General features: G+C 48.5%; 24 protein-coding genes. All 24 read right to left on the bottom strand.

From position 1 onward, the window contains the following. Positions 1-20 precede the first annotated feature (20 nt). Positions 21-332: an NADH-quinone oxidoreductase subunit NuoK gene (nuoK, locus tag POF51_RS12980; protein WP_007722089.1), complete on the bottom strand. Its 312-nt coding sequence runs from the start codon at positions 330-332 to the stop codon at positions 21-23. Then, on the bottom strand, positions 329-838 hold the full coding sequence (locus POF51_RS12975; RefSeq protein WP_017252344.1) for an NADH-quinone oxidoreductase subunit J: 510 nt from the start codon (positions 836-838) through the stop codon (positions 329-331). The genes nuoK and POF51_RS12975 overlap by 4 nt, the downstream gene beginning before the upstream one ends. Before the next feature lies 1 nt (position 839). Then, complete coding sequence (gene nuoI, locus POF51_RS12970; protein ID WP_007722093.1) at positions 840-1,253, bottom strand: NADH-quinone oxidoreductase subunit NuoI; 414 nt, start codon at positions 1,251-1,253, stop codon at positions 840-842. A 135-nt stretch (positions 1,254-1,388) separates the two neighbouring features. Further along, the gene (gene nuoH, locus POF51_RS12965; RefSeq protein WP_170831628.1) at positions 1,389-2,399 is read right to left on the bottom strand and encodes an NADH-quinone oxidoreductase subunit NuoH; all 1,011 of its coding nucleotides are present in this window, start codon (positions 2,397-2,399) and stop codon (positions 1,389-1,391) included. Next, positions 2,396-3,544 carry an NADH-quinone oxidoreductase subunit D gene (locus tag POF51_RS12960; protein ID WP_017252346.1) on the bottom strand — a complete coding sequence of 383 codons (1,149 nt, stop codon included), beginning with the start codon at positions 3,542-3,544 and terminating at the stop codon, positions 2,396-2,398. Before POF51_RS12960 ends, nuoH begins: the two co-directional genes overlap by 4 nt. A gap of 3 nt (positions 3,545-3,547) precedes the next feature. Beyond that, positions 3,548-4,867, bottom strand: a complete 1,320-nt coding sequence (locus POF51_RS12955; RefSeq protein WP_069850989.1) for an NADH-quinone oxidoreductase subunit C — start codon at positions 4,865-4,867, stop codon at positions 3,548-3,550. Beyond that, positions 4,864-5,382 carry a NuoB/complex I 20 kDa subunit family protein gene (locus tag POF51_RS12950; protein ID WP_007725455.1) on the bottom strand — a complete coding sequence of 173 codons (519 nt, stop codon included), beginning with the start codon at positions 5,380-5,382 and terminating at the stop codon, positions 4,864-4,866. Before POF51_RS12950 ends, POF51_RS12955 begins: the two co-directional genes overlap by 4 nt. After that, positions 5,373-5,744 (bottom strand): NADH-quinone oxidoreductase subunit A, encoded by a 372-nt coding sequence (locus tag POF51_RS12945; RefSeq protein WP_007725457.1) that lies wholly within the window; start codon positions 5,742-5,744, stop codon positions 5,373-5,375. Before POF51_RS12945 ends, POF51_RS12950 begins: the two co-directional genes overlap by 10 nt. A gap of 303 nt (positions 5,745-6,047) precedes the next feature. After that, a complete protein-coding gene (locus POF51_RS12940; protein WP_017252348.1) occupies positions 6,048-6,788 on the bottom strand; it encodes a DUF6042 family protein in 741 nt (246 codons plus the stop codon). 221 nt (positions 6,789-7,009) lie between these two features. Next, the gene (locus tag POF51_RS12935; RefSeq protein ID WP_017252349.1) at positions 7,010-7,408 is read right to left on the bottom strand and encodes a F0F1 ATP synthase subunit epsilon; all 399 of its coding nucleotides are present in this window, start codon (positions 7,406-7,408) and stop codon (positions 7,010-7,012) included. Between the two features lie 27 nt (positions 7,409-7,435). Continuing rightward, positions 7,436-8,845, bottom strand: a complete 1,410-nt coding sequence (gene atpD / locus POF51_RS12930) for a F0F1 ATP synthase subunit beta (RefSeq protein ID WP_007725462.1) — start codon at positions 8,843-8,845, stop codon at positions 7,436-7,438. A gap of 48 nt (positions 8,846-8,893) precedes the next feature. Beyond that, positions 8,894-9,757: an ATP synthase F1 subunit gamma gene (atpG, locus tag POF51_RS12925; protein WP_069850991.1), complete on the bottom strand. Its 864-nt coding sequence runs from the start codon at positions 9,755-9,757 to the stop codon at positions 8,894-8,896. 74 nt (positions 9,758-9,831) lie between these two features. After that, the gene (atpA, locus tag POF51_RS12920) at positions 9,832-11,343 is read right to left on the bottom strand and encodes a F0F1 ATP synthase subunit alpha (protein ID WP_017252351.1); all 1,512 of its coding nucleotides are present in this window, start codon (positions 11,341-11,343) and stop codon (positions 9,832-9,834) included. A gap of 43 nt (positions 11,344-11,386) precedes the next feature. Further along, complete coding sequence (locus tag POF51_RS12915) at positions 11,387-11,914, bottom strand: F0F1 ATP synthase subunit delta (RefSeq protein WP_017252352.1); 528 nt, start codon at positions 11,912-11,914, stop codon at positions 11,387-11,389. After that, the gene (atpF, locus tag POF51_RS12910) at positions 11,911-12,414 is read right to left on the bottom strand and encodes a F0F1 ATP synthase subunit B (RefSeq protein WP_017252353.1); all 504 of its coding nucleotides are present in this window, start codon (positions 12,412-12,414) and stop codon (positions 11,911-11,913) included. Before atpF ends, POF51_RS12915 begins: the two co-directional genes overlap by 4 nt. A gap of 175 nt (positions 12,415-12,589) precedes the next feature. Continuing rightward, a complete protein-coding gene (gene atpE, locus POF51_RS12905) occupies positions 12,590-12,820 on the bottom strand; it encodes a F0F1 ATP synthase subunit C (RefSeq protein ID WP_017252354.1) in 231 nt (76 codons plus the stop codon). A gap of 43 nt (positions 12,821-12,863) precedes the next feature. Next, positions 12,864-13,658, bottom strand: coding sequence for a F0F1 ATP synthase subunit A (gene atpB / locus POF51_RS12900; protein ID WP_017252355.1), 795 nt, complete (start codon positions 13,656-13,658; stop codon positions 12,864-12,866). Positions 13,659-13,771: 113 nt separating this feature from the next. Beyond that, on the bottom strand, positions 13,772-14,140 hold the full coding sequence (locus tag POF51_RS12895; RefSeq protein ID WP_069850994.1) for an ATP synthase subunit I: 369 nt from the start codon (positions 14,138-14,140) through the stop codon (positions 13,772-13,774). A gap of 13 nt (positions 14,141-14,153) precedes the next feature. Further along, the gene (locus POF51_RS12890) at positions 14,154-14,327 is read right to left on the bottom strand and encodes an AtpZ/AtpI family protein (protein WP_017252357.1); all 174 of its coding nucleotides are present in this window, start codon (positions 14,325-14,327) and stop codon (positions 14,154-14,156) included. 165 nt (positions 14,328-14,492) lie between these two features. Further along, entirely contained in the window at positions 14,493-15,683 is a 1,191-nt protein-coding gene (locus POF51_RS12885; protein ID WP_069850996.1) for an acetyl-CoA C-acetyltransferase, read from the bottom strand. Positions 15,684-15,830: 147 nt separating this feature from the next. After that, a complete protein-coding gene (locus tag POF51_RS12880) occupies positions 15,831-17,819 on the bottom strand; it encodes an AraC family transcriptional regulator (protein WP_069850998.1) in 1,989 nt (662 codons plus the stop codon). A gap of 99 nt (positions 17,820-17,918) precedes the next feature. Further along, a complete protein-coding gene (gene bioC / locus POF51_RS12875; protein ID WP_069851001.1) occupies positions 17,919-18,737 on the bottom strand; it encodes a malonyl-ACP O-methyltransferase BioC in 819 nt (272 codons plus the stop codon). Further along, positions 18,706-19,443 (bottom strand): alpha/beta fold hydrolase, encoded by a 738-nt coding sequence (locus POF51_RS12870; RefSeq protein ID WP_069851004.1) that lies wholly within the window; start codon positions 19,441-19,443, stop codon positions 18,706-18,708. Before POF51_RS12870 ends, bioC begins: the two co-directional genes overlap by 32 nt. After that, a complete protein-coding gene (gene bioF / locus POF51_RS12865; protein ID WP_017252362.1) occupies positions 19,440-20,639 on the bottom strand; it encodes an 8-amino-7-oxononanoate synthase in 1,200 nt (399 codons plus the stop codon). Before bioF ends, POF51_RS12870 begins: the two co-directional genes overlap by 4 nt. Between the last annotated feature and the right edge of the window lie 15 nt (positions 20,640-20,654).

The raw sequence follows: 20,654 nt of genomic DNA, 5'->3' as shown, positions 1-20,654 counted from the left end.
CTCCTTTTCAGGTTTCCCTCTTATCGTTTCATTTGGTCCATTTCATCAACATTCACGGTCTCCTTGTTGCGATACAGCGCAATCAGAATCGCTAGCCCTACGGCAACCTCGGCAGCTGCAACCGTCATCGTGAACAAGGTAAAGATTTGTCCCGTCACGGATGGATACAGTCCGAATTTGGAAAAGGCGACCAGGTTAATATTTACAGCATTCAGCATCAGCTCGATTGATAACAAGACGACGACTGCATTTCGCTTCGTCAATGCACCGTACAAACCTACACAAAAGAGAATCAGAGCGACCATTAAGTAGGAGGAAATGCTTACTGTCATTCGTTATCCCCCTCCTTTTTCGCCATGACGATCGCACCGACCAATGCGACCAACAATAGAACAGACAACAGCTCAAATGGTATGACGAATTTGGTGAATACTTCGATACCGATTTCTTTTGCATTGTTTACAGGAGCCTCTGCAGGTGGCGGTGGCGCAGGCCACGGTGTATTTTGCACACCCCAGAATAATAGTCCGAACAGAACGATTACAAAGAGCAGGATAAAACGGTTTTTCCATGTCCGACCTGTTCCCTCATCGTTCGCATCGTGCTTGGTCAGCATGATTCCAAAGAGCATCAAAATGGAGATTGCCCCTGAATAAACTAGAATTTGTGCGACCCCGACGAACTCCGCTCCCAGCAAAACAAACAGACCTGCAATGCTGATAAACGTAACGCCCAATGAGATGACCATGTGGACGACGCGCGTAAAGCTGATCATAAACACCGCGCCACCGATCGTCAGAAGGGACAGGATAAAAAAGGCTACGAATTCGCCTGTCATACTAATTCTCCTCCCTGACGTTCGTATTGTTGTCGTCCAGCCATTTCAAGTTCTTGTACAATTCGTCCCGGCTATAGGCAGCCAGTTCGAAGTTGTTTGTCATCACAATCGCTTCAGTGGGACAAACCTCTGTACACAGATCGCATAAAATGCACAGCTCAAAATTGATATCGTACGTATCGATAATCTTTCCCTTTTTCTCCGGATCAGGATGGGGCTTCCCTGTCAGTTGAATACACTCCGTCGGACAAATGCGTGCGCATTGGTTGCAGACGATGCATTTTTCAGGAGAAAAGTGCTGAATACCGCGAAAGCGAGGCGGCATTGGAAAGGGCACATCCGGATAGAAGTGGGTTACTTTTTTCTCCGTGAGCTTTTTAAATGTATACCCCAGGCCTTTGGCCAGTCCTAGCATGTGTGTCACCCCTCAGGATTTGAGAACTTGGCTGCACCACGTTTTTGACGAAAGCTAGCTTTTGGCGAAGCAAGCCTATGGCGAAGCCTGCGCTATGAAAACAATGGGACGTAGTCGTTTTCGATCAAGTCGCTACTAGAACATGCCATTTTGGTAAGAAACCACTACGGCTGTGAGCAGGATGTTGAACAATGCCACGGGCAACAGCACTTTCCAGGCAAACGACATCAGTTGATCGACACGTAAGCGCGGCATCGTGGCGCGAATCCAAAACTGGAGGAAGACGTAAATTGAAAATTTAAGGATAAACCAGACGATTCCCGGAATGAAGTCCAGCGATGGATGAATCGGCAACCATCCACCAAAAAAGAGAATCGTGATCAAGGCACCCATCCCGAACATGTACACATACTCCGCCAGCATGAACATCGCAAAACGGAAACCGGAGTACTCGACGTGGTAACCGCCAACGAGCTCCGACTCTGCTTCTGGCAAGTCAAACGGCGTACGATTCAGCTCAGCCTGAGCAGCAATGATAAAAACAGCAAATCCGATAAACTGCGGAACAATATTCCAGACATCCCGCTGCGCCTCGACAATATCCTTGAGATTCATGCTGCCCGTCAATAGGACGATACCCACCACGGACATGACCAGCGGTACTTCATAGCTGATCATCTGCGCAGCGGAGCGGAGACCCCCGATCAGCGAGTACTTGTTATTCGAGGCCCAGCCAGCCGTGATCACGCCTAATACGGTGATCCCAGACAAGGCGATATAGTACAAGAGCCCTATTCCCAAATCAGCGAAACGAATGCTGTCCGAAAAAGGCATGACCGCCAACACGGCGAAAGCAGGGGCATAGGCCAATATTGGCGCTAGAGTGAACAACGCTTTGTCAGCGTGCTGCGGACGAATATCTTCCTTTAATAGCAGCTTGGCAACATCCGCAACCGTCTGGAGAAGTCCCAATGGTCCTACTCGATTCGGCCCGATGCGCAGCTGCATCCACCCAATCACTTTACGCTCAAAGTAAATGGCGTACGTAACGAATCCCAACACGACTGCAAGCAGTAAAACTGCCGCTACGATAAACCAAAGCGTAGTCCCCCATGAGGGTGCTTGCTGCAAGAGAGTATTCATCAACAGTCAACCTCCCCGAGCACGATGTCGATACTGCCCAGGATGGCAACCATGTTCGAGAGGTTTTCCCCCTGCAACAGCTTAGGCAGAATTTGCAGATTGGTAAACGAAGGTCGTCTGAACTTCAATCTCCACGGTTTATCCTTGCCTTGACTGGCAATGTAACAGCCAATTTCCCCCCGCGGTGACTCGATGCGCACATAGGTCTCCCCAGCAGGCGGGCGAATCACACGTGGTACTTTGCCCATGACTTCGCCTTCACTCGGAAATTGCTCCAATGCCTGCTCAAGAATTCGCAGGGATTGTTCAATTTCAGCCATGCGCAGATGATAGCGCGCCATGCAATCTCCCTCAGTCGCTGTCGGCACATCAAATTCAAAACGATCGTAAATGCAATACGGTTCGTCCTTGCGCAGATCCCATTTGACACCTGTCGAGCGGAGCATGACACCTGATAGCGAGTAATCCAATGCCGTTTTTGTATCGAACTTTCCAATCCCTATGAGGCGGTTGATGAAAATCTCATTCCCTGTCACCAGTTGGTGGTAGTTATTCAATTCTTTCTTCATGTACTGGACAAATTCTTTGGCTTTGTCGATCCAACCTGGAGGTGCATCCCATTTCACTCCGCCTACGCGCATGTAGTTAAAGGTCATCCGCGCCCCGCATAGCTCATTAAACAAATCCAGGATCGTCTCTCGATCACGGAATGCATACAGGAAGGGCCCCATCGCACCAATGTCCAAAAGAAACGTTCCCCACCAAACCAAATGGCTCGCCACCCGGTTCAGTTCCATCGCGATCAATCGCAAAAACTGAGCTCGCTCTGGAATCTCCAACCCCATCATCGTTTCTACTGCGTGGCAGAGAACGTAGTTGTTGGTCATGGCGGACACGTAGTCCATACGGTCTGTATAAGGAATAATTTGTGTATAGGTCAAGTTTTCTGCCAGCTTCTCTGTACCTCGATGCAAGTAGCCCATCACCGGAATCGCTTCTTTAATGGTTTCCCCATCGATTTTTACTACCAAGCGAAATACTCCGTGTGTACTCGGATGCTGTGGACCTACGTTTAATAACATCTCTTCCGTACGAAGTCCTGTTTCAGAAGAGGTATCAACATGAGTCGTGAGGATGTTATGGTTCATCTGCTAAACCTCCTCGTCGTATTGCACATAATCTTTGCGCAGCGGATACCCAACCCAATCATCCGGCAACAGGATTCGACGTAAATCCTTATGTCCCGGGAAATGAATACCCAAAAGGTCAAAAGTCTCTCTTTCATTCCAATTTGCGCCATGCCAGAGGTCCATTACAGAAGCAACTTTTGACTCTTCTCTGCTCGTTTTGACCTTTACTGCCAAGCTTTGGCGATTTTTGTAGGAATAAAAGTGGTAGTATACCTCCAGGCGATCCTCATAATCGACACCGTGAAGATCGGACAGGTACTCAAAGCTCAATTGCTCGTCATCTCTTAAATATTGGGCAACTTGATACCAACGTTCGTTTTGAATGGTGAGAGTTGGAACTTCCTTTCCCAGCTCGTTAATATACGAAGCCTCGATGACTTCCTGTCCAAATGCTTCGGAAATTCTTGAAACGTATTTATCAAGATAGGGCTGGTTTTTGGAAGGTGCTTTCGGCGCTTCCTCTGCCGGGGCCTCATCACCAGTCGCTTGCGCTGTTTTTGCCTTCGCTACTGCGGCGGCGGCTGCTTTGGCTTTTGCGGCTGCTGCTGCCTTTGCCTTGGCATCCGCACCTGGAGCTGAATCAACTGTATCGGCTCCAGTTTCCGCGGCTTCCTTCGCTGCTTTTGCCTTGGCTAGTGCTTCTGCGGCAGCTGCTTTCTTGGCTGCGGCTTTTTCTTCTGGCGTCATTTCAGACACTGGCTTTGCTGGTGGCGAAGCAGCTTCTGCCTGTTCCTTCGCTTCTTTTGCCCTGGCTAGTGCTTCTGCGGCAGCTGCTTTCTTGGCTGCGGCCTTTTCTTCGGGGGTCATTTCGGACACTGGCTTTACTGGTGGCGAAGCAGCTTCTGCCTGTTCCTTCGCTGCTTTTGCCTTGGCTAGTGCTTCTGCGGCAGCTGCTTTCTTGGCTGCGGCTTTTTCTTCTGGTGTCATTTCAGACACAGGTTTTGCTGGTGTAGCAACTGCTTCTGATTGTTGCTCGGCAACTGGAGTTTCCGCTTCCGCAGCTTCTTTTGCTTCCTTCGCCGCTTTTGCCTTAGCAATCGCTTCTGCCGCTGCTGCTTTCTTGGCTGCGGCTTTTTCTTCAGGCGTCATTTCAGACACAGGTTTTGCAGCCGGAGCAGAGACTTCCTCTTGTGGTTCTTGTGATGGCTCCACTTGGCTCGCCTCTTGGGAAGCCTGGGCTTCCTGTTCTCTTAATTTTCGCAAAGCTTCTGCCTTGGCACGGGCTTCAGCCGCTGCCGCTGCCTTTTCCTCCGGCGTCGGCTTGCGTTTCTCGTCGCTCATAGATTGGTCACCTGCTTCCCAGTCTTCGCTTCGTAACGGATTTTTTCTTGAAGCTTATTAATTCCGTAGATCAAAGCGGCAGGGTTAGGCGGACAACCTGGAATATATACGTCGACAGGCACAATCTGGTCTACACCTTTTACCACGCTGTACGAGCGCACATACGGACCTCCCGCTGTCGCACAGGAGCCCATGGCAATCACCCACTTTGGTTCAGGCATTTGATCATACAGCCTGCGCAGCAGTGGGGCCATCTTTTTCGTGACGGTTCCGGCTACGATCATGACATCAGATTGTCTTGGGGATGCTCGAAAAATAACGCCAAACCGGTCGAGGTCATAACGAGCCCCACCCGTTCCCATCATTTCGATCGCGCAACAGGCCAAGCCAAAGGTTAATGGCCACAACGAGTTACTGCGAACCCATCCCTTCACCGTTTCCAATGTCGTGAACATGACGTTGCGATTCAATTCCTCTTGCAATTCAGGCGCAATGCTTGTCAGATCTAGTTCCATTCCAGCACCTTCTTTCTCCACGCGTAAATCAATCCTACGATGAGCAAGGATATAAAGATGACCATCTCGACTAAGGCAAAGAGCCCCAGTTCTTTGTAAGCGACGGCCCACGGATACAGAAAGAGTGTTTCTACATCAAAGATGACAAACATGAGGGCAAAGATGTAATACTTCACGTTGAAACGCACCCAACTGTCACCAACAGGAATGTTACCGCTTTCATAAGTAGTTTGCTTCTCCCGTGTCGGTTTCTTTGGACGAAGTAATGGACCAACAAAACTGACTGTAGCCACGGGCAACAGCACACCAAGAATCAAAAAGATCGCGACAATCACATAATTGTTGGTATAGATGTCACTCACCCACGTTCCCTCCGCTCTTGAGAAAGGTATGAATCGTCTTGCGCTGTCCTCCAGAAGAAGTCGTGACTCCCTCAAAAGGGTACTGCTCGCAGCATCAAAGGTGTAGGTATGAACGCTGTCGCTAAATGATACTGCTAGAAAAAAATACCTTTATCATTATAGCAAATTGCCAATAGGGTGTCTAACGAAAGCCTTCCTTTTGTGCCATATAAAGGGAAAAAACCCGGAGATTTCTCCCCGAGTTTTTCCAGCATAGTATGATGACCAAACGAATATGTCCGTCTGATCCTCTTATTCTCTTAATTATTGAACGTTGTTTGAAAATTGCTGTCCGAGGAAGTCCTCGTAAATGCGCTCCCATACAATCGCAAAGTTCATCTTATCGTCTTCTGGGATCTCCAGCATATTTTCAATCGCTTCTTCCATATATGGAGTCAGCTTGATCAGAACCTCTGCCAGCATCTGATCATTGGTGTTCAGCAATTGCTTCATTTCTGCTTTGGACATGCTGAACGTATTTTCTTCTTGCTCGTGCAGCTTCATCACGAGGCGGCTAAACATCGGATGTACCAATGCTTCCAGTTTAACATGAGCCAATGCAAGAGATTCTGCTTCGCTCAGCTTGAACAACTCAGATGCGTCTGGGAATGGATAAACCGGTACATCCCAAGCATCTCCATTATCGATTACCAGACCCCACTTCACGAAAAGCTCAATCGCTTCGTCAAGAGATGTCGGATATGCATAATCGGAACGGCTCATGAACGCTTTGAATCTGTTCAAGAGGTTTACATAGCCTTTAAAATCCTCTTCAGACTTAAAGCCTTCTTTAACAGGCTCGGTGAATGTGCCTTTCAATGCTTCGAACTCGTCCAGAGCTTTTTTCATTTCTTCTTTTGACTCATGCTTCGTTACTACATAGCACATTGCCTGGAAGAGAACTTTCATTTCATGAGATAGCACGCTTGTCCAGCCATTAGCCGCAAAGCTGCTAGGAATCACTACGCCATCTTGGTTGTGGCGGATATCGCGAACGGTTTGCATCAATTACACTCTCCTTTAATCCCAATAGCCAATGCCGCTTTTTCCCGCTGTTTTTCATGCTAACGTAGCTCGTCGGCAGGGCATTAGGTCTATTATACACAGAAACATTAGGCAATTACCAACTGGAAATATCATGCCCGATTACCATGGCTCATCATTCATCACCTGATAACCGAAAAATCCCCGCAGCCACATGGGCGCGGGGATATCAAGCTTACGCTTTACTTCGCTACGTCGAGACGTGCCATCGCACGTTGCAGCGCGCGTTCTGCACGCTTGACGTCGAGCTCGGCATATTTCTCAGCCAAACGCTTTTCAGCACGCTCTTTCGCTGCCTTCGCGCGTTCAACATCGATGTCTCCCGGCAATTCAGCCGTTTCAGCAAGGATGGTTACTTTATCGCCGCGCACTTCCATGAAGCCGCCGCTTACAGCCATCTTTACTTCTTTATCGCCTTCTGTCTTAATCCGAACTGGCGCTGTTTTCAGCGGGGTTACCAACGGCACGTGGTTCGGCATAATACCGATTTCCCCTTGCAAGCCGCGAGCAATCACCATTTCAGCCTGACCGCTGTAGACAACTCGTTCAGGAGTTACGACTTCAACTGTCATCTTACTCACTTACTCGTCTCCCCTTTCCAGGGTGTCTTACGCCATTTTCTTCGCTTTTTCTACCGCTTCTTCAATTGTACCTACGTACAGGAACGCGCCCTCTGGCAGGTGGTCATGCTTACCTTCGAGGATTTCCTTGAAGCTGCGAACGGTTTCTTTCAATGGCACGTATTGGCCTGGGTTACCAGTGAACTGCTCGGCAACGTGGAAGGACTGGGACAAGAAACGTTGAATGCGGCGAGCGCGTCCAACTACTTGCTTGTCGTCGTCGCTCAACTCGTCCATACCGAGAATCGCGATGATATCTTGCAGTTCTTTGTAACGTTGCAGGATTTTTTGAACGCTACGAGCCACATCATAGTGTTCTTGTCCTACTACATCAGGAGCCAGAGCACGGGAAGTGGATGCGAGTGGATCTACCGCAGGGAAGATACCCAACTCAGCGATGGAACGCTCCAAGTTCGTTGTAGCGTCCAAGTGAGCAAACGTAGTAGCAGGAGCCGGGTCAGTGTAGTCATCCGCTGGTACGTAGATCGCTTGAATGGACGTTACGGAACCTTTTTTCGTGGAAGTAATACGCTCTTGCAGCTGACCCATTTCGGTAGCCAGTGTTGGCTGGTAACCTACCGCAGATGGCATACGGCCCAAGAGAGCAGAAACTTCGGAACCCGCTTGAGTAAAGCGGAAGATGTTATCAACAAAGAGAAGAACGTCGCGGCCTTCTTCATCACGGAAGTATTCCGCCATAGTCAGACCAGTCAAAGCTACACGAAGACGTGCACCAGGCGGTTCGTTCATCTGACCGAATACCATCGCGGTTTTCGGCAGTACGCCTGCGTCTTTCATCTCGTGGTACAGGTCGTTACCTTCACGGGTACGCTCACCTACACCAGCGAATACGGAAATACCACCGTGCTCTTGCGCGATGTTGTTGATCAGCTCTTGAATAGTAACGGTTTTACCTACACCCGCACCACCAAACAGACCGATCTTACCACCCTTGATGTACGGAGCCAAGAGGTCAATAACTTTGATACCTGTTTCCAGGATCTCAACAGTCGTTGCTTGGTCTACGAACTCAGGAGCTTTACGGTGAATTGGGTCACGACGATCTACTTGACCGAGTTCTTGCAGGTCGATCGGCTCACCCAATACGTTGAATACGCGTCCGAGGGTAATTGCACCCACTGGAACGGAGATAGCTGCACCAGTATCAACTGCTTCCATACCACGAACCAAACCGTCAGTGGAAGACATTGCAACGGTACGAACCAAGTTATCGCCCAAATGAGTAGCAACCTCAACAGTCAAGTTGATGTCGCGCTCACCAGCGCTTTGTGCTTTATGTTGAATCTTGATCGCATTGTAAATGGCAGGCAGGTGTCCGCGGTCGAACTCGACGTCAACAACCGGACCCATTACCTGAACCACGCGTCCATTCGCCATCTTACTTCTTCCCTCCTGTAAAGCTAAATTGGGAGCTATTCGCTGCCACTAAGCCTGTGCGTTTGCACCTGCAACGATCTCGGAAATCTCTTGTGTAATGGCTGCCTGACGAGCACGGTTGTAGCTCAACGTTAAACGGTTGATCATATCCGTAGCATTGTCTGTCGCACTGCCCATTGCAGTCATACGGGAACCTTCTTCGGAAGCTTTTGCTTCGAGGAGTGCACTGTAAACCAGTGTTTCCGCATATTTCGGCAACAGATCCGCCAATACTTCTTCCGAGGACGGCTCATACTCGTAATTCAATTCGCGCGCATTGTTGCTCTCGGGAGCTTCCAATGGCAGCAATTGTTTTACGGTAGGTATTTGCGAAATTGCACTTTGGAACTTGTTGTAGCACAGGTACAGTTCGTCAATCTGCTCGTTCTCGAACATTTGGACTGCTGCACCGGCAATTTTCTTGATATCAGCAAAGGCTGGGCTGGCTGGCAGACCTGTCACTTCCTCCAAAAGAGGGTAGTTCCGTTTGCTGAAGAAGTCACGACCTTTGCGGCCAATCACAAAAATACCATACTCATCCTTGGACTTGTGCTTCTCGTTAATGGTATTTACCACTCTACGGAGAATGTTGGCATTGTAACCCCCAGCAAGTCCACGGTCGGAAGTGATGACAATATAACCAGTCTTTTTCACCGGACGATTTTGCAACATTGGATGTTTGGAACCAGAGTTCCCACTCGCGATGCTTGCGATCACTTCTTGGATCTTGTCAGCATACGGGCGTGCCGCCTCAGCTTTATCCTGGTTACGGCGAAGCTTTGCAGCCGCCACCATTTTCATCGCTTTCGTGATTTGGCGCATATCCTTTTTACTTTTGATACTGCGTCGAATCTCACGTATTCCTTTAGCCACTCGTTTTCACCACCTTGAGGACGCATGCACGGGCAAATGGCCCGGCATGCATCTGATGTCTATCAGGTTAACGATTAGCGAGTTACCGAAAAGCCTTTTTTAAACTCTTCGATCGCTGCGTTGAATTCTTTTTCATCTGGAAGGTCTTTCGTTGTGCGGATGTGCTCCAACAGTTGCGGTTTGTTGGAATCCAAGAAAGACAACATCTCTTTCTCAAAGCGGCGCACATCTGCTACTGGAATGTCATCCAGGAAACCTCTTGTAGCGCTATAGATAGAAGCCACTTGCTTCTCAACAGACATTGGATCGAACTGACCTTGTTTCATGATTTCCATCAAACGCTCACCACGGGTCAAACGAGCTTGGGTCGCTTTGTCCAGATCGGAACCGAACTGAGCAAACGCAGCCAACTCACGGTATTGAGCCAACTCAAGCTTGAGTGGACCTGCTACCTTTTTCATCGCCTTGATTTGCGCGGAACCACCTACACGGGATACAGAAAGACCAGTGTTAACCGCTGGACGTTGACCTGCGTTGAACAAGTCTGTCTCCAGGAAGATCTGACCGTCCGTGATGGAGATCACGTTGGTTGGAATGTACGCGGAAATGTCACCCGCTTGGGTTTCGATGAATGGCAGAGCCGTAATGGAACCAGCGCCCAGATCATCAGACAGTTTCGCAGCGCGCTCCAGCAAGCGGGAGTGCAAGTAGAATACGTCACCAGGATATGCTTCACGGCCTGGAGGACGGCGGAGCAAGAGGGACATTTCGCGGTATGCTGCAGCCTGTTTGGACAGGTCATCGTATACGCACAGAACGTGTCCGCCTTTGTACATGAAGTACTCAGCCATTGTTACACCAGTATAAGGAGACAGGTACAACATTGGAGCTGGGTCAGACGCAGTAGCAGAAACGATGATTGTGTAATCTAGAGCACCTGCTTTACGCAGTGTTTCTACGATGTTTGCAACGGTGGATTGCTTTTGACCGATTGCAACGTAGATACAAATCATATCTTTACCTTTTTGGTTGATGATCGTGTCGAGCGCCACTGCTGTTTTACCAGTTTGGCGGTCACCAATGATCAACTCACGCTGTCCACGACCAACCGGGATCATCGCGTCAATCGCTTTGATACCTGTTTGGAGTGGCTCGTGTACGGATTTACGCGCCATAACACCAGGAGCTGGGCTCTCGATTGGGCGGAAACCGTCATTTGCGATAGGGCCTTGACCATCGATAGGTTGACCCAGTGGGTTTACAACGCGGCCGAGCAGCGCTTCCCCTACTGGAACTTCCATAACGCGGCCGGTACGTTTTACAGTATCGCCTTCCTTAATGTCGCGGAAAGGTCCCATAATAACGACACCCACGTTATCTTCTTCCAAGTTGAGTACCATACCCATTACGCCATTTTGGAACTCGAGGAGCTCACCTTGCATGGCCTTTTCCAAACCGTGAACACGAGCAATACCGTCACCTACTTGGATGACTGTGCCTACATCCACAACTTCGATTTCAGATGTAAAGTTAGCGATCCGCTCTTTAATGAGGGAGCTAATCTCTTCTGGTCTGATTGCACTCACTTAATTCACCCCATTCATCCAACTTCTTAAAAGCCATCGAACTTTACGCCTTTTGCGCAAAGGTTTCCAACTTCGTTTTCAGGCTGCCATCGTACAGACGGTCGCCAATCTTGATAATAATGCCGCCGAGAATCGCTGGATCTACAACTGCTGTCATACGCAGCTTTTTGTTCAGCGTTTGACCGAACTTCTCAGCCAGCTCATTTTGCTCTTCAGTAGAAAGCGGCTTTGCACTAGTCACAATCGCATCTGCGAATCCACGAGCTTCGTTCGCCAATTGTACAAAAGAACGGTAGATATCAACCAGATCAACTTCACGTCCGTTTTCAATCAGGACGTTTAGAAAATTAAAGGTTTCTTCCCCAACATGGCTTTTGAACAATTCGTCAGCGAGCTGGCTTTTTGCATCTGCTGCGATGTGCGGGTGCAACATGATCTTTTTCAGATCTTCATTGCTTTCTACCGCTTCTACGATTGCACCCAGGTCTGCTTCTACCTGATCAATCTTGCTACGCTCACTCGCTACTTCAAAGAGAGCGCGAGCATAACGTTTCCCTACTGCGCTACTCATAGGCGATCTCCCACTTGTGCGAGAAATTTGTCAACAGTAGACTTTTGAGCTGCTTCGTCCAGTTCTTTCTCAATGATCTTGGAAGCCAAGAGCACGGAAAGACCAGTCATTTGCTCACGCAGTTCGAGTTTTGCTTTTTCTACTTCACGAGCAAGTTCAGCACTTGCATCTGCTTTCATGCGCTCAGAAGCTGCTTGTGCTTCAGCAACGATTTTGCTTGCTTCATCAGACGCTTGCTTCGCAGCACGGTCGATGATCGCTTTAGATTCAGCGCGAGCTTCATCCAAAAGACGGCGTTGTTCAGCCAAAAGCTTTTCGGATTCCTTGTGGTTGCGTTCCGCAGTAGCAAGCTCGTTCTCAACATGAGCACGGCGCTTTTCCAATACGCCCGCAATCGGTCCTGTTGCATATTTGGAAACAACGATCAACAGCAAAACGAAAATAATCACCTGGAGTAATAATGTGCCCCATTCCAGGGATACGGCTCCAAACTCAACCATTTTTAGTTCACTCCTTCCTGACAAACGAAAGATTCTGCAATAAGTTCTATACGCACTTACCAGAATTATTACTAGAAGACTTCATTGCCAAGCTTTGGCCGAAGCCTGATTTTTCCCTACTAAAAGATAGGCGAAGGTAACCCCTCCGCCTATTTAATACTGTTCAGCTGTTCGCTTAGCCCAGACGTCCCATCAAGATGAAACCTACAGCTACAGCGATAATTGGAATCGCCTCTACGAGACCCATACCGAGGAACATGATACCCATCAGGTTACCACGAGCTTCAGGTTGACGAGCAACACCTTCAATTGTTTTAGAGATTACGTTACTTGCACCAAAAGCACCACCAAGTGCTGCCAAACCGAAAATAAGACCCATAGCAATAGCTACACCCATAACTTCCATGTTAAAAATACCTCCCTAAATTGTTGTTAACCAAAACTAGATTTTAGTGTTCATCATTCACAAGTTGTGAAATGTAAACCATAGAAAGAGTCAAGAAAATGAACGCCTGAATTGCACCTACGAAGACGGAGTAGCCGAGCCAAATAAATAATGGTGCTGCGGCCAAAACACCCCCACTCAACAGGAAGGCAATCATGATCTCTTTTGCAAAGAGGTTACCGAACAAACGCAAAGGAAGCGTCAACGGTTTAATGATAAACTCCTCAAGAATGTGAATCGGGTTGAGGAATACGTGCTTAAACCAACCACCTGGACTTTTCTTGATACCAAGGTAGTGGGAGTAAAGCAAGACTACCAATGCCAAACCAAATGTTACGCTTGGTGTAGCAGTTGGCGACTTCCACCAGATAACGTGAGCCCCTTTGTCAGCTAGCTCGTGCTCAACGGTTTCGCGCTTTTTCGCTTCGGCTTCAGGCGTAGGAGCAATCGTCAGCATCTTCATAACACTTTCGCTGATTTCACCTTTGTGCACTGTGGTGACGTTGGCGATAACACCTAGCTGGTTCCCAATGAAGATGTAGAGAAACAACGTAATACCAAGCGTCATCATCATCATGACTTTCTTGTGATCCATGTATCCTGCAGTAACATTCTTGACAAAGTCAAAAATCCACTCAACTGCATTTTGCTTAGCACCAGGTACTCCGGTTTCCAGCTTTCGCGTCATTACAAACAGGAAGATAAACACAAGCAGTGCGGTAAGAACCATCATGAGAATCGTAGCGATGTCAAATACCATGCCGCCTAAACTAAACCGTAACGTATAATGATGACCCATCTTTTCACCCCTTTCCATCGATAGATAGAGGTTGTCCGAAACTCTGTCTACACATTGCTATCGAACGCTCTCTGTTAAAATCACTTCATTAAAAGGAAATGCTGGTAACAAATCTATTTTGAATTGCGGAATACGAGTAGATAGCTGATCCCTTGGATCAAAAACACCCCAAGTAGAACTCCTGATAATGTGAACATATGAGGGAAAAGAAAGGTAGTATAGGCGGCTAGCCCGGCAATCATGAACCGAAGCATCGTGCCCGTTCCTTTTGGTCTGATATTAGGGTCATCTGCCATTTGTCCAACAACCCAGACCTTGCTTGCGAGAACGCTGGTATTAATGATTCCTGTCACTGTTCCAAGCACTAAACTCTGCAAAAAAACCTTGTGTTCAGGCAATACAATCATCAGTATCACAAACAATGCCATACACCATAAAGAATAGCGAAAAGTCTTTCGCATCGCTAAAGCAAACGCTTCCATCGTTCGTCACCCCCTACAGATACGGGCGAATGAGTCGATAGACAGTGTATACACCAATAGCAATCCCTGTAATCAAGCCGATAAGCAAGAACCAAGGATCAGTCGCTAGTAGGCGATCCGCGTATCTGCCGATCATAAAACCGGCAACCACACAAATGGCAAAGTCAAGACCAAGTACGCTGACCAAACCAAGTGCTCGCCATGGATTGTCAAGTTTCGCCAGTTTATCCTTCTCCTTTCACATAAGGAGAGGGCACACAATTTCCAAATGCCCTCATCCATATTAACGAAGATTTATTCCCTTTGTCAACGCAAGCGTTTCGGTGTACACAAAGCGTTCACAATTTAAAAATTAAATTTTCTCGACAATTGTGGAGACGCCCTGTCCCCCACCAATGCAAAGAGTCGCTAAGCCATATTTTGCCCCTTCGCGCTTTTGCAATTCATGGACGAGCGTGACCAAAATTCTCGCGCCACTCGCACCGATTGGATGTCCCAAAGCGATGGCTCCACCGTTGACATTTAGCTTCTCACGATCAAAGTCCAGTGCTTTGCCAACAGACAGTGATTGGGCGGCAAAAGCTTCGTTTGCTTCGATCAAATCGATGTCAGCAATCGACAGTCCCGCTTTTTCCAGTACGCGTTTGGTCGCGGGAACCGGACCGTACCCCATGATGCTCGGATCAACACCTGCACTCGCATTGGCTACGATACGAGCAAGTGGCTTCACTCCCAGCTCTTCTGCTTTCTCGCGCGTCATAATCAAAAGAGCTGCTGCTCCATCGTTGATGCCGGATGCATTCCCTGCTGTCACGGTTCCATCCTTTTTAAATGCAGGCTTCAGCTTGCCTAGCGCTTCGGCTGTCACGCCAGCACGCGGGAATTCGTCCACGGCAAACAACACCGGGTCACCCTTTCGCTGCGGGATCGGAACCGGCACGATCTCTTCTTGAAAACGACCACTAACGAGCGCTTGCTGAGCCTTTTCTTGGCTCCACGCTGAAAACTCATCCTGCTCTTCGCGTCCGATTTCGTATTTGGTGCAAAGATTCTCCGCAGTAATGCCCATGTGGTAGTCGTTGAAAGCACACCACAGCCCGTCGCGAATCATGGAGTCTACTACTTTCTGATCTCCCATGCGGTAGCCTGAGCGCGCTCCTTCCATTAAGTATGGTGCCTGGCTCATATTTTCCATCCCACCAGCCAAGACAACTTCTGCCTCACCAGCAAGGATTGACTGAACGGCCAAATGAACGGCTTTTAGACCTGAACCACAAACCTTGTTGATTGTCAGGGAGGGAACTTCATGAGCAAGGCCCGCGTGAATAGAAGCCTGGCGCGCCGGGTTTTGACCCAAGCCTGCTGACAGTACATTCCCCATTATCACTTCATCGACCGCATCTTTGGAAACACCTGCACGATCTAGCGCTGCTTCCAGTACAATCCCGCCCAGCTTTGTCGCGCTGACACCTGCAAGCGTTCCTTGAAAGCTACCTATAGCAGTGCGCACAGCACTCGCAATGACGATTTCTCTTTGACTCATCTTCCACACACCCCTCGAATACACAGGATAGGCAACCTTCTTAAGATTCCATCTTTTCATGATAATTCCTGCCAGGAAATCGCTTTCTTTTCCAATTCATGAAAAACCGTCACAGCTCTTAGAGAAGAGTGTGACGGTCTGAATGATTTATAGAAGTGCTTCTGCAATTTCATCGACGATATTGTTGATGGCAATCGGGCCGTAATAGGCGATCCACACGGTTGTGTTTACCTCGTACACCTTATCTTCCTTGGCTGCTTTTAGCCCTTTCCAAATGGAGCTGTTTTTGTACTCGTCCGTTAATGCTTGATTCGCTTTGTCCGTTACGACAAATAGGTGATCGGCATTTACCTCTGGCAACACCTCCAGAGAAATCATCGTAGCTGTATCTGATTTATCCATCGCTGGCTTGGGAGGAGTCAGTCCCAAATCGGAATACAAGATAGCAGCCGTACGGTGTTCAACTGTGTGCAGTCGAATGGCATTGTCACGAGGACGAATAAGTGCGACGGACTCACCCTTGAGCTTGGTTGCGAATTCTGCTTTCAATTTGTTCGTTTTCTCTTGGTAGTCTTTTACGATTTGCTCAGCTTGTTGTTCTTTTTCGAGAATTTTTCCGAAGGTAATCAGCGTCTCTCTCCAGTCTTCATTCCGGTCAAACATGATGGTTGGAGCGATTTTGTTCAAATTATCATAGATTTTATCTTGAAACTCCGTGCATATGATCAAGTCAGGCTCCATAGCAACTACCGCTTCTGAATTGGGCTCGTCTTTTGTTCCGAGTACGTGAACATCTTTTAGCTTGTCCATGAGATACTCTGGAAATTTCGAACCGTCCCCCGTTGTAATGACACTACCTGCAGGCAGCTCGCCCAAGGCAATCATTTGATCTGCGTATTGCGTATCCAGCACAGCGATTCTGACTGGTTTAAAATCAAGCGTCAGCTCGCCTTTCATGTGCTTGATTGTACGCGTATCGCTTTTCTTCACTTCTTGATTCGCGCTAGATTGCGTGGTATTCGACTGTGTCGCCACCTGATTCGAAGCGCCTGCTGCTGCGTTCCCCGAATTGCTAGTATTCGTACCGCCGCCTGAGCAGGCTCCCAGCAGCAAGGTAAGGCTCAGCATCAGGTTCAGCGCCAGCATCGCTTTTGTACTCTTATACATCGGTACGGCTCCTCCATCTCTTGATCGCAGGTGATTTTGATTTTCATTTTCAATGTGATCATTATATTTCCACAGCTTTTGACCAGCAATGGAATATCGCGACAAGAGTAATGGACTTTGGCGACGAATTTCCGATGTCAACGGATTTTCCTTATACATAGAAGGGGAGAAGCCTGTATATTTTTTAAAGATACGACTGAAATAATAGCTGTCTGTATAACCTACTGATTCCGCTACCTCTTTTAGTCCCAAATTCGTTTGACGCAGTAGTTCCTGCGCTTTTTGAATGCGCACCTGGATCAGATAGTCGATAGGGCCGACCGCTAGCTGGGCTTTAAAGGTGCGTTGCAAAGATCGGGAGCTGCAGTTTAAGAGCCCGGAAAGATCATCGAGTGTGAACGTCTCTGCGTAATGCTCCTCGATATACCTGACGGCCTGAACTACCAAATTCGGTACCGTTACCCCGATTCCTTGCGACTGCATCTGTGCCATTAGCTCACATACGAGTTGATAAAGCAGGGCCTTGGCTCGCAGCTTGTCCAGGTTGCCGTTCTGATTCCACACTTGCTGCATACGTGAAATCGCGACAAATACATTTGCCTGATGCATGGGGGCTAATCCGTATTGGATGTGAAAAGGTTGTGTTTTCTCCAGTAAACGTAACAACTCCTGCCGACAAGGCAACGGTAAATGAGCTTTGTACAAAATCAGATAGTATTCCAGCTCATCCTTTATTTCCTCGATATCCACGTAAGTACCTTTGCCAGCATGGGCCATATAGCAATTCTTGATAGCATGTACATTCCCGTCTAGACGAATCAGACCACTGCCTCTCACCGAAACTAGAAAGGCACTAGCCGGCAATTGATAGGATCGCAGCTGCTCTCCAGCTCGCATGACGATATGCCGTACATCATGTAATCGTACACTTGCCTGATTCCATAGAAAAATATGATCATCCACGTTCATTGTCCCACACTCAACTCCTTGATAGCCCTCCCATCGTTCTTCTTTTCATTCTATTTGATAATCATTCTCATTTCTATAGAAAAAATCATAGAATGCACACTACCTCGATGAAACCGCGCGAACGTAAATCACTTCGTAGGTGACAGGGATGCCCGTTTCTCTTTTATACGTCTGCTCATAGTAACGAATCATTTCTGCAAGGAGTTTTCTGCGTCCCAGACCGCTCCCTTGCTCCATACTTGCACTGGCGCCCACTGCTTTCACGGCATGCAAGAAATCCCGTACACCTGGGTAAGTTAGCCGCTCATATTTCCTCATCACCTCTATATCCGTAAACCCTGCTTGCTCCAATAGCTCGTGCCAATCACGTGCAGAGTGAAACTCCAAGCCATGGCGCACTCCCTTTTCCCCCAAAATCGCATGAGCATTCGCAAACGAATCATGCAGCTCCCAAAACGTATCGGGTCCAAATGTTGAAAAAACCAAAGGTGCTCCGGGCTTCAGGATTATTCCCAATCCTTTTAGCGTATGCGCTGGCTTGGCAAACCACTGAAAGCACGCTCCTGAAACTATCAAATCCTTTGACTTCACCTGTTGTTCCCAAACCCATTCTTCGGCATCGGCTTGAGAAAATGAACAAATCAGGCCATGCTGTTCCAGATTGTTCTTCGCCTGCTCCAACATGCCCGATGCAATCTCTACCACTTCGTAATGGGCAGCAGAAAAATGACTGCGAATGACGCGGGTTAATCCCCCTGTCCCACAGCCAATCTCTAGAATGTTTCGCACCTCGTTCTCGTTCGTTATTTCTGTAACTATTTGACTCAAATGATCGGCCATCTTCTTTTGTACGAGTGCGTATTTTTCGTATGAGACAGCCTTCTCACTAAATCGGCTGCTGATTGCTCTCTTCTGCAAGCTGCTCCACCATCCTCTTTAGCGAATCTCCTACAACCTCCGGAACAAATACATGCGGGGCATGACCACAGTCAGGAATTTGCACGAAACGGGCACCTGCAAGGCTACTCGCCAGTTCTTCTCCGGCTGTGAGCGAACAGATAGCATCCTCTCTACCATGAATAACGAGAGTGGGAGTAGTCAGCGAAGACAGGAACGGGCGGCAATCCTCTTCTTCTAAATAGGTCAAGCCCGCGATCAACGCTGCCGTACTCCACTTCTGGCTGTCCACCCCCACGTGCAAGCCTATTTGCTTACGCTCTCCTGGTGTTAGCATCTGTTCAACAAATGCGTCCATCACCCGCTCCCGTGCTATGGAAAGCTGTCTTTTCATCCTTTGCAAAACAACAGGATGCCATCCTTTGCGAAGGTCATGCTGTTCACAGGTAAAGCGTGCTGTGGTGCCGATCAAAACAAGTCCTGAGACCGGGTACTGGGCAGCGAGGCGTATGCCGAGCATCCCTCCCATGGACCACCCCACTACAATTAGCTCCTGGTCCAAAAGAGAACGGACTTCCTCTTCTACTCTCTCGTAAAATTGCAAGGAATCAGTGACGTCCGAATAAGTAGGTGTGATGTGCTGATAGGAAGGAAATTGGGAGCGAACTGCATCCCAGCTGCAATCTGGCATTCCCCACCCGGTTAGCCACAGCATCACTTTTCTCACGATATCGTCCCTCCTTTATGAAGCTCGTTCCTGATTTCGCTCACTTGCTCGCAAGCCCACTCTAGCTCTTCGCGCGTATGAGCAGCCATCACTGTAAAACGGATACGGGCGGTTCCCTCTGGTACGGTAGGCGGTCGAATCGCCACTGCTGCAATCCCCCGTTGCCGAAGCCTTTTGCTGAATTGCAATGTCCACTCATTCTCTCCTAACGTGAGCGGGATGATTGGCGTATCTTCTTCGTCTACGGTAAACCCGCGGGAGCGAAGCAACTGGCGAAACACGAGCGCATTCTGCCTCACCGCTTTTCTTCGCCAAGACTCTGTTTGTACCAAAGACAACGCCGCCAGATTCGAGCCGATCACAGCAGGGGGCAAGGCTGTCGAATACACCAGCGAGCGCGCTTTTGTCATCAAGTAACGAATGATGATCTCATCTGCGCATACGTATGCCCCATAAACACCAAATGCCTTGCTAAAGGTTCCCATCAAAACATCGACTTGTCCGGCAATGCCCAGCTCGTGGCACAAGCCCTGCCCTTCTTCACCACGCACTCCCCCCGCATGGGCTTCGTCAACCATTAGCATGGCATCGTAACGATCTCGCAGTTGTACCAATTCAAGTAGGGGAGCTTTATCACCGTCCATAGAGAATATGCTGTCCGTGACAATCCACTTCCGTCTTGCATCCTGGTGCTTTTTTAGCAAAAATTCCAGATGGTCCATATCGTTATGTCTGTACCGAAAATGCTCCGCCCGACTGAGCACGATCCCATCGACGATGCTGGCGTGATTCAACCGATCACTAAAAACAGCGTCGCCTCTTCCGGCTAGCGCTGCAATTACCCCTGTATTTGCCTGATAGCCGTTTGCAAAGACAAGCGCCCCTTCTCTCTCCTTCCATACCGCCAATTGTTGTTCCAGCACGTTATATAATGCGTAGTTGCCATGGACGAGACGAGAGGCAGTTCCTCCTGCCCCCCACTCCTCTGCTGCCTTCTTGCCAGCTTCCACGATTCGTTGATCATGGGCCAAGCCCAAATAGTTGTTCGATGACAGGTTTAATAACGGTTTCCCTTCGACTTGAATCCACGTGCCTGCGCGATCACTGGCTGACTCTACGGTGTTCCATTCTCTAGTCAGCGATTGTTTGCGCAACGAATCATATTCTTCTTCCAGCCATGTGTAGCGTTTATTCATAACTGACCTACTGTC

The organism is Brevibacillus sp. AG (assembly GCF_028369215.1).
In the GTDB taxonomy this organism is placed as follows: Bacteria; Bacillota; Bacilli; order Brevibacillales; family Brevibacillaceae; genus Brevibacillus; species Brevibacillus porteri.
The sequence above is the reverse complement of the archived record's forward strand: the minus strand, read 5'-3'. Positions and strand labels throughout refer to the sequence as shown.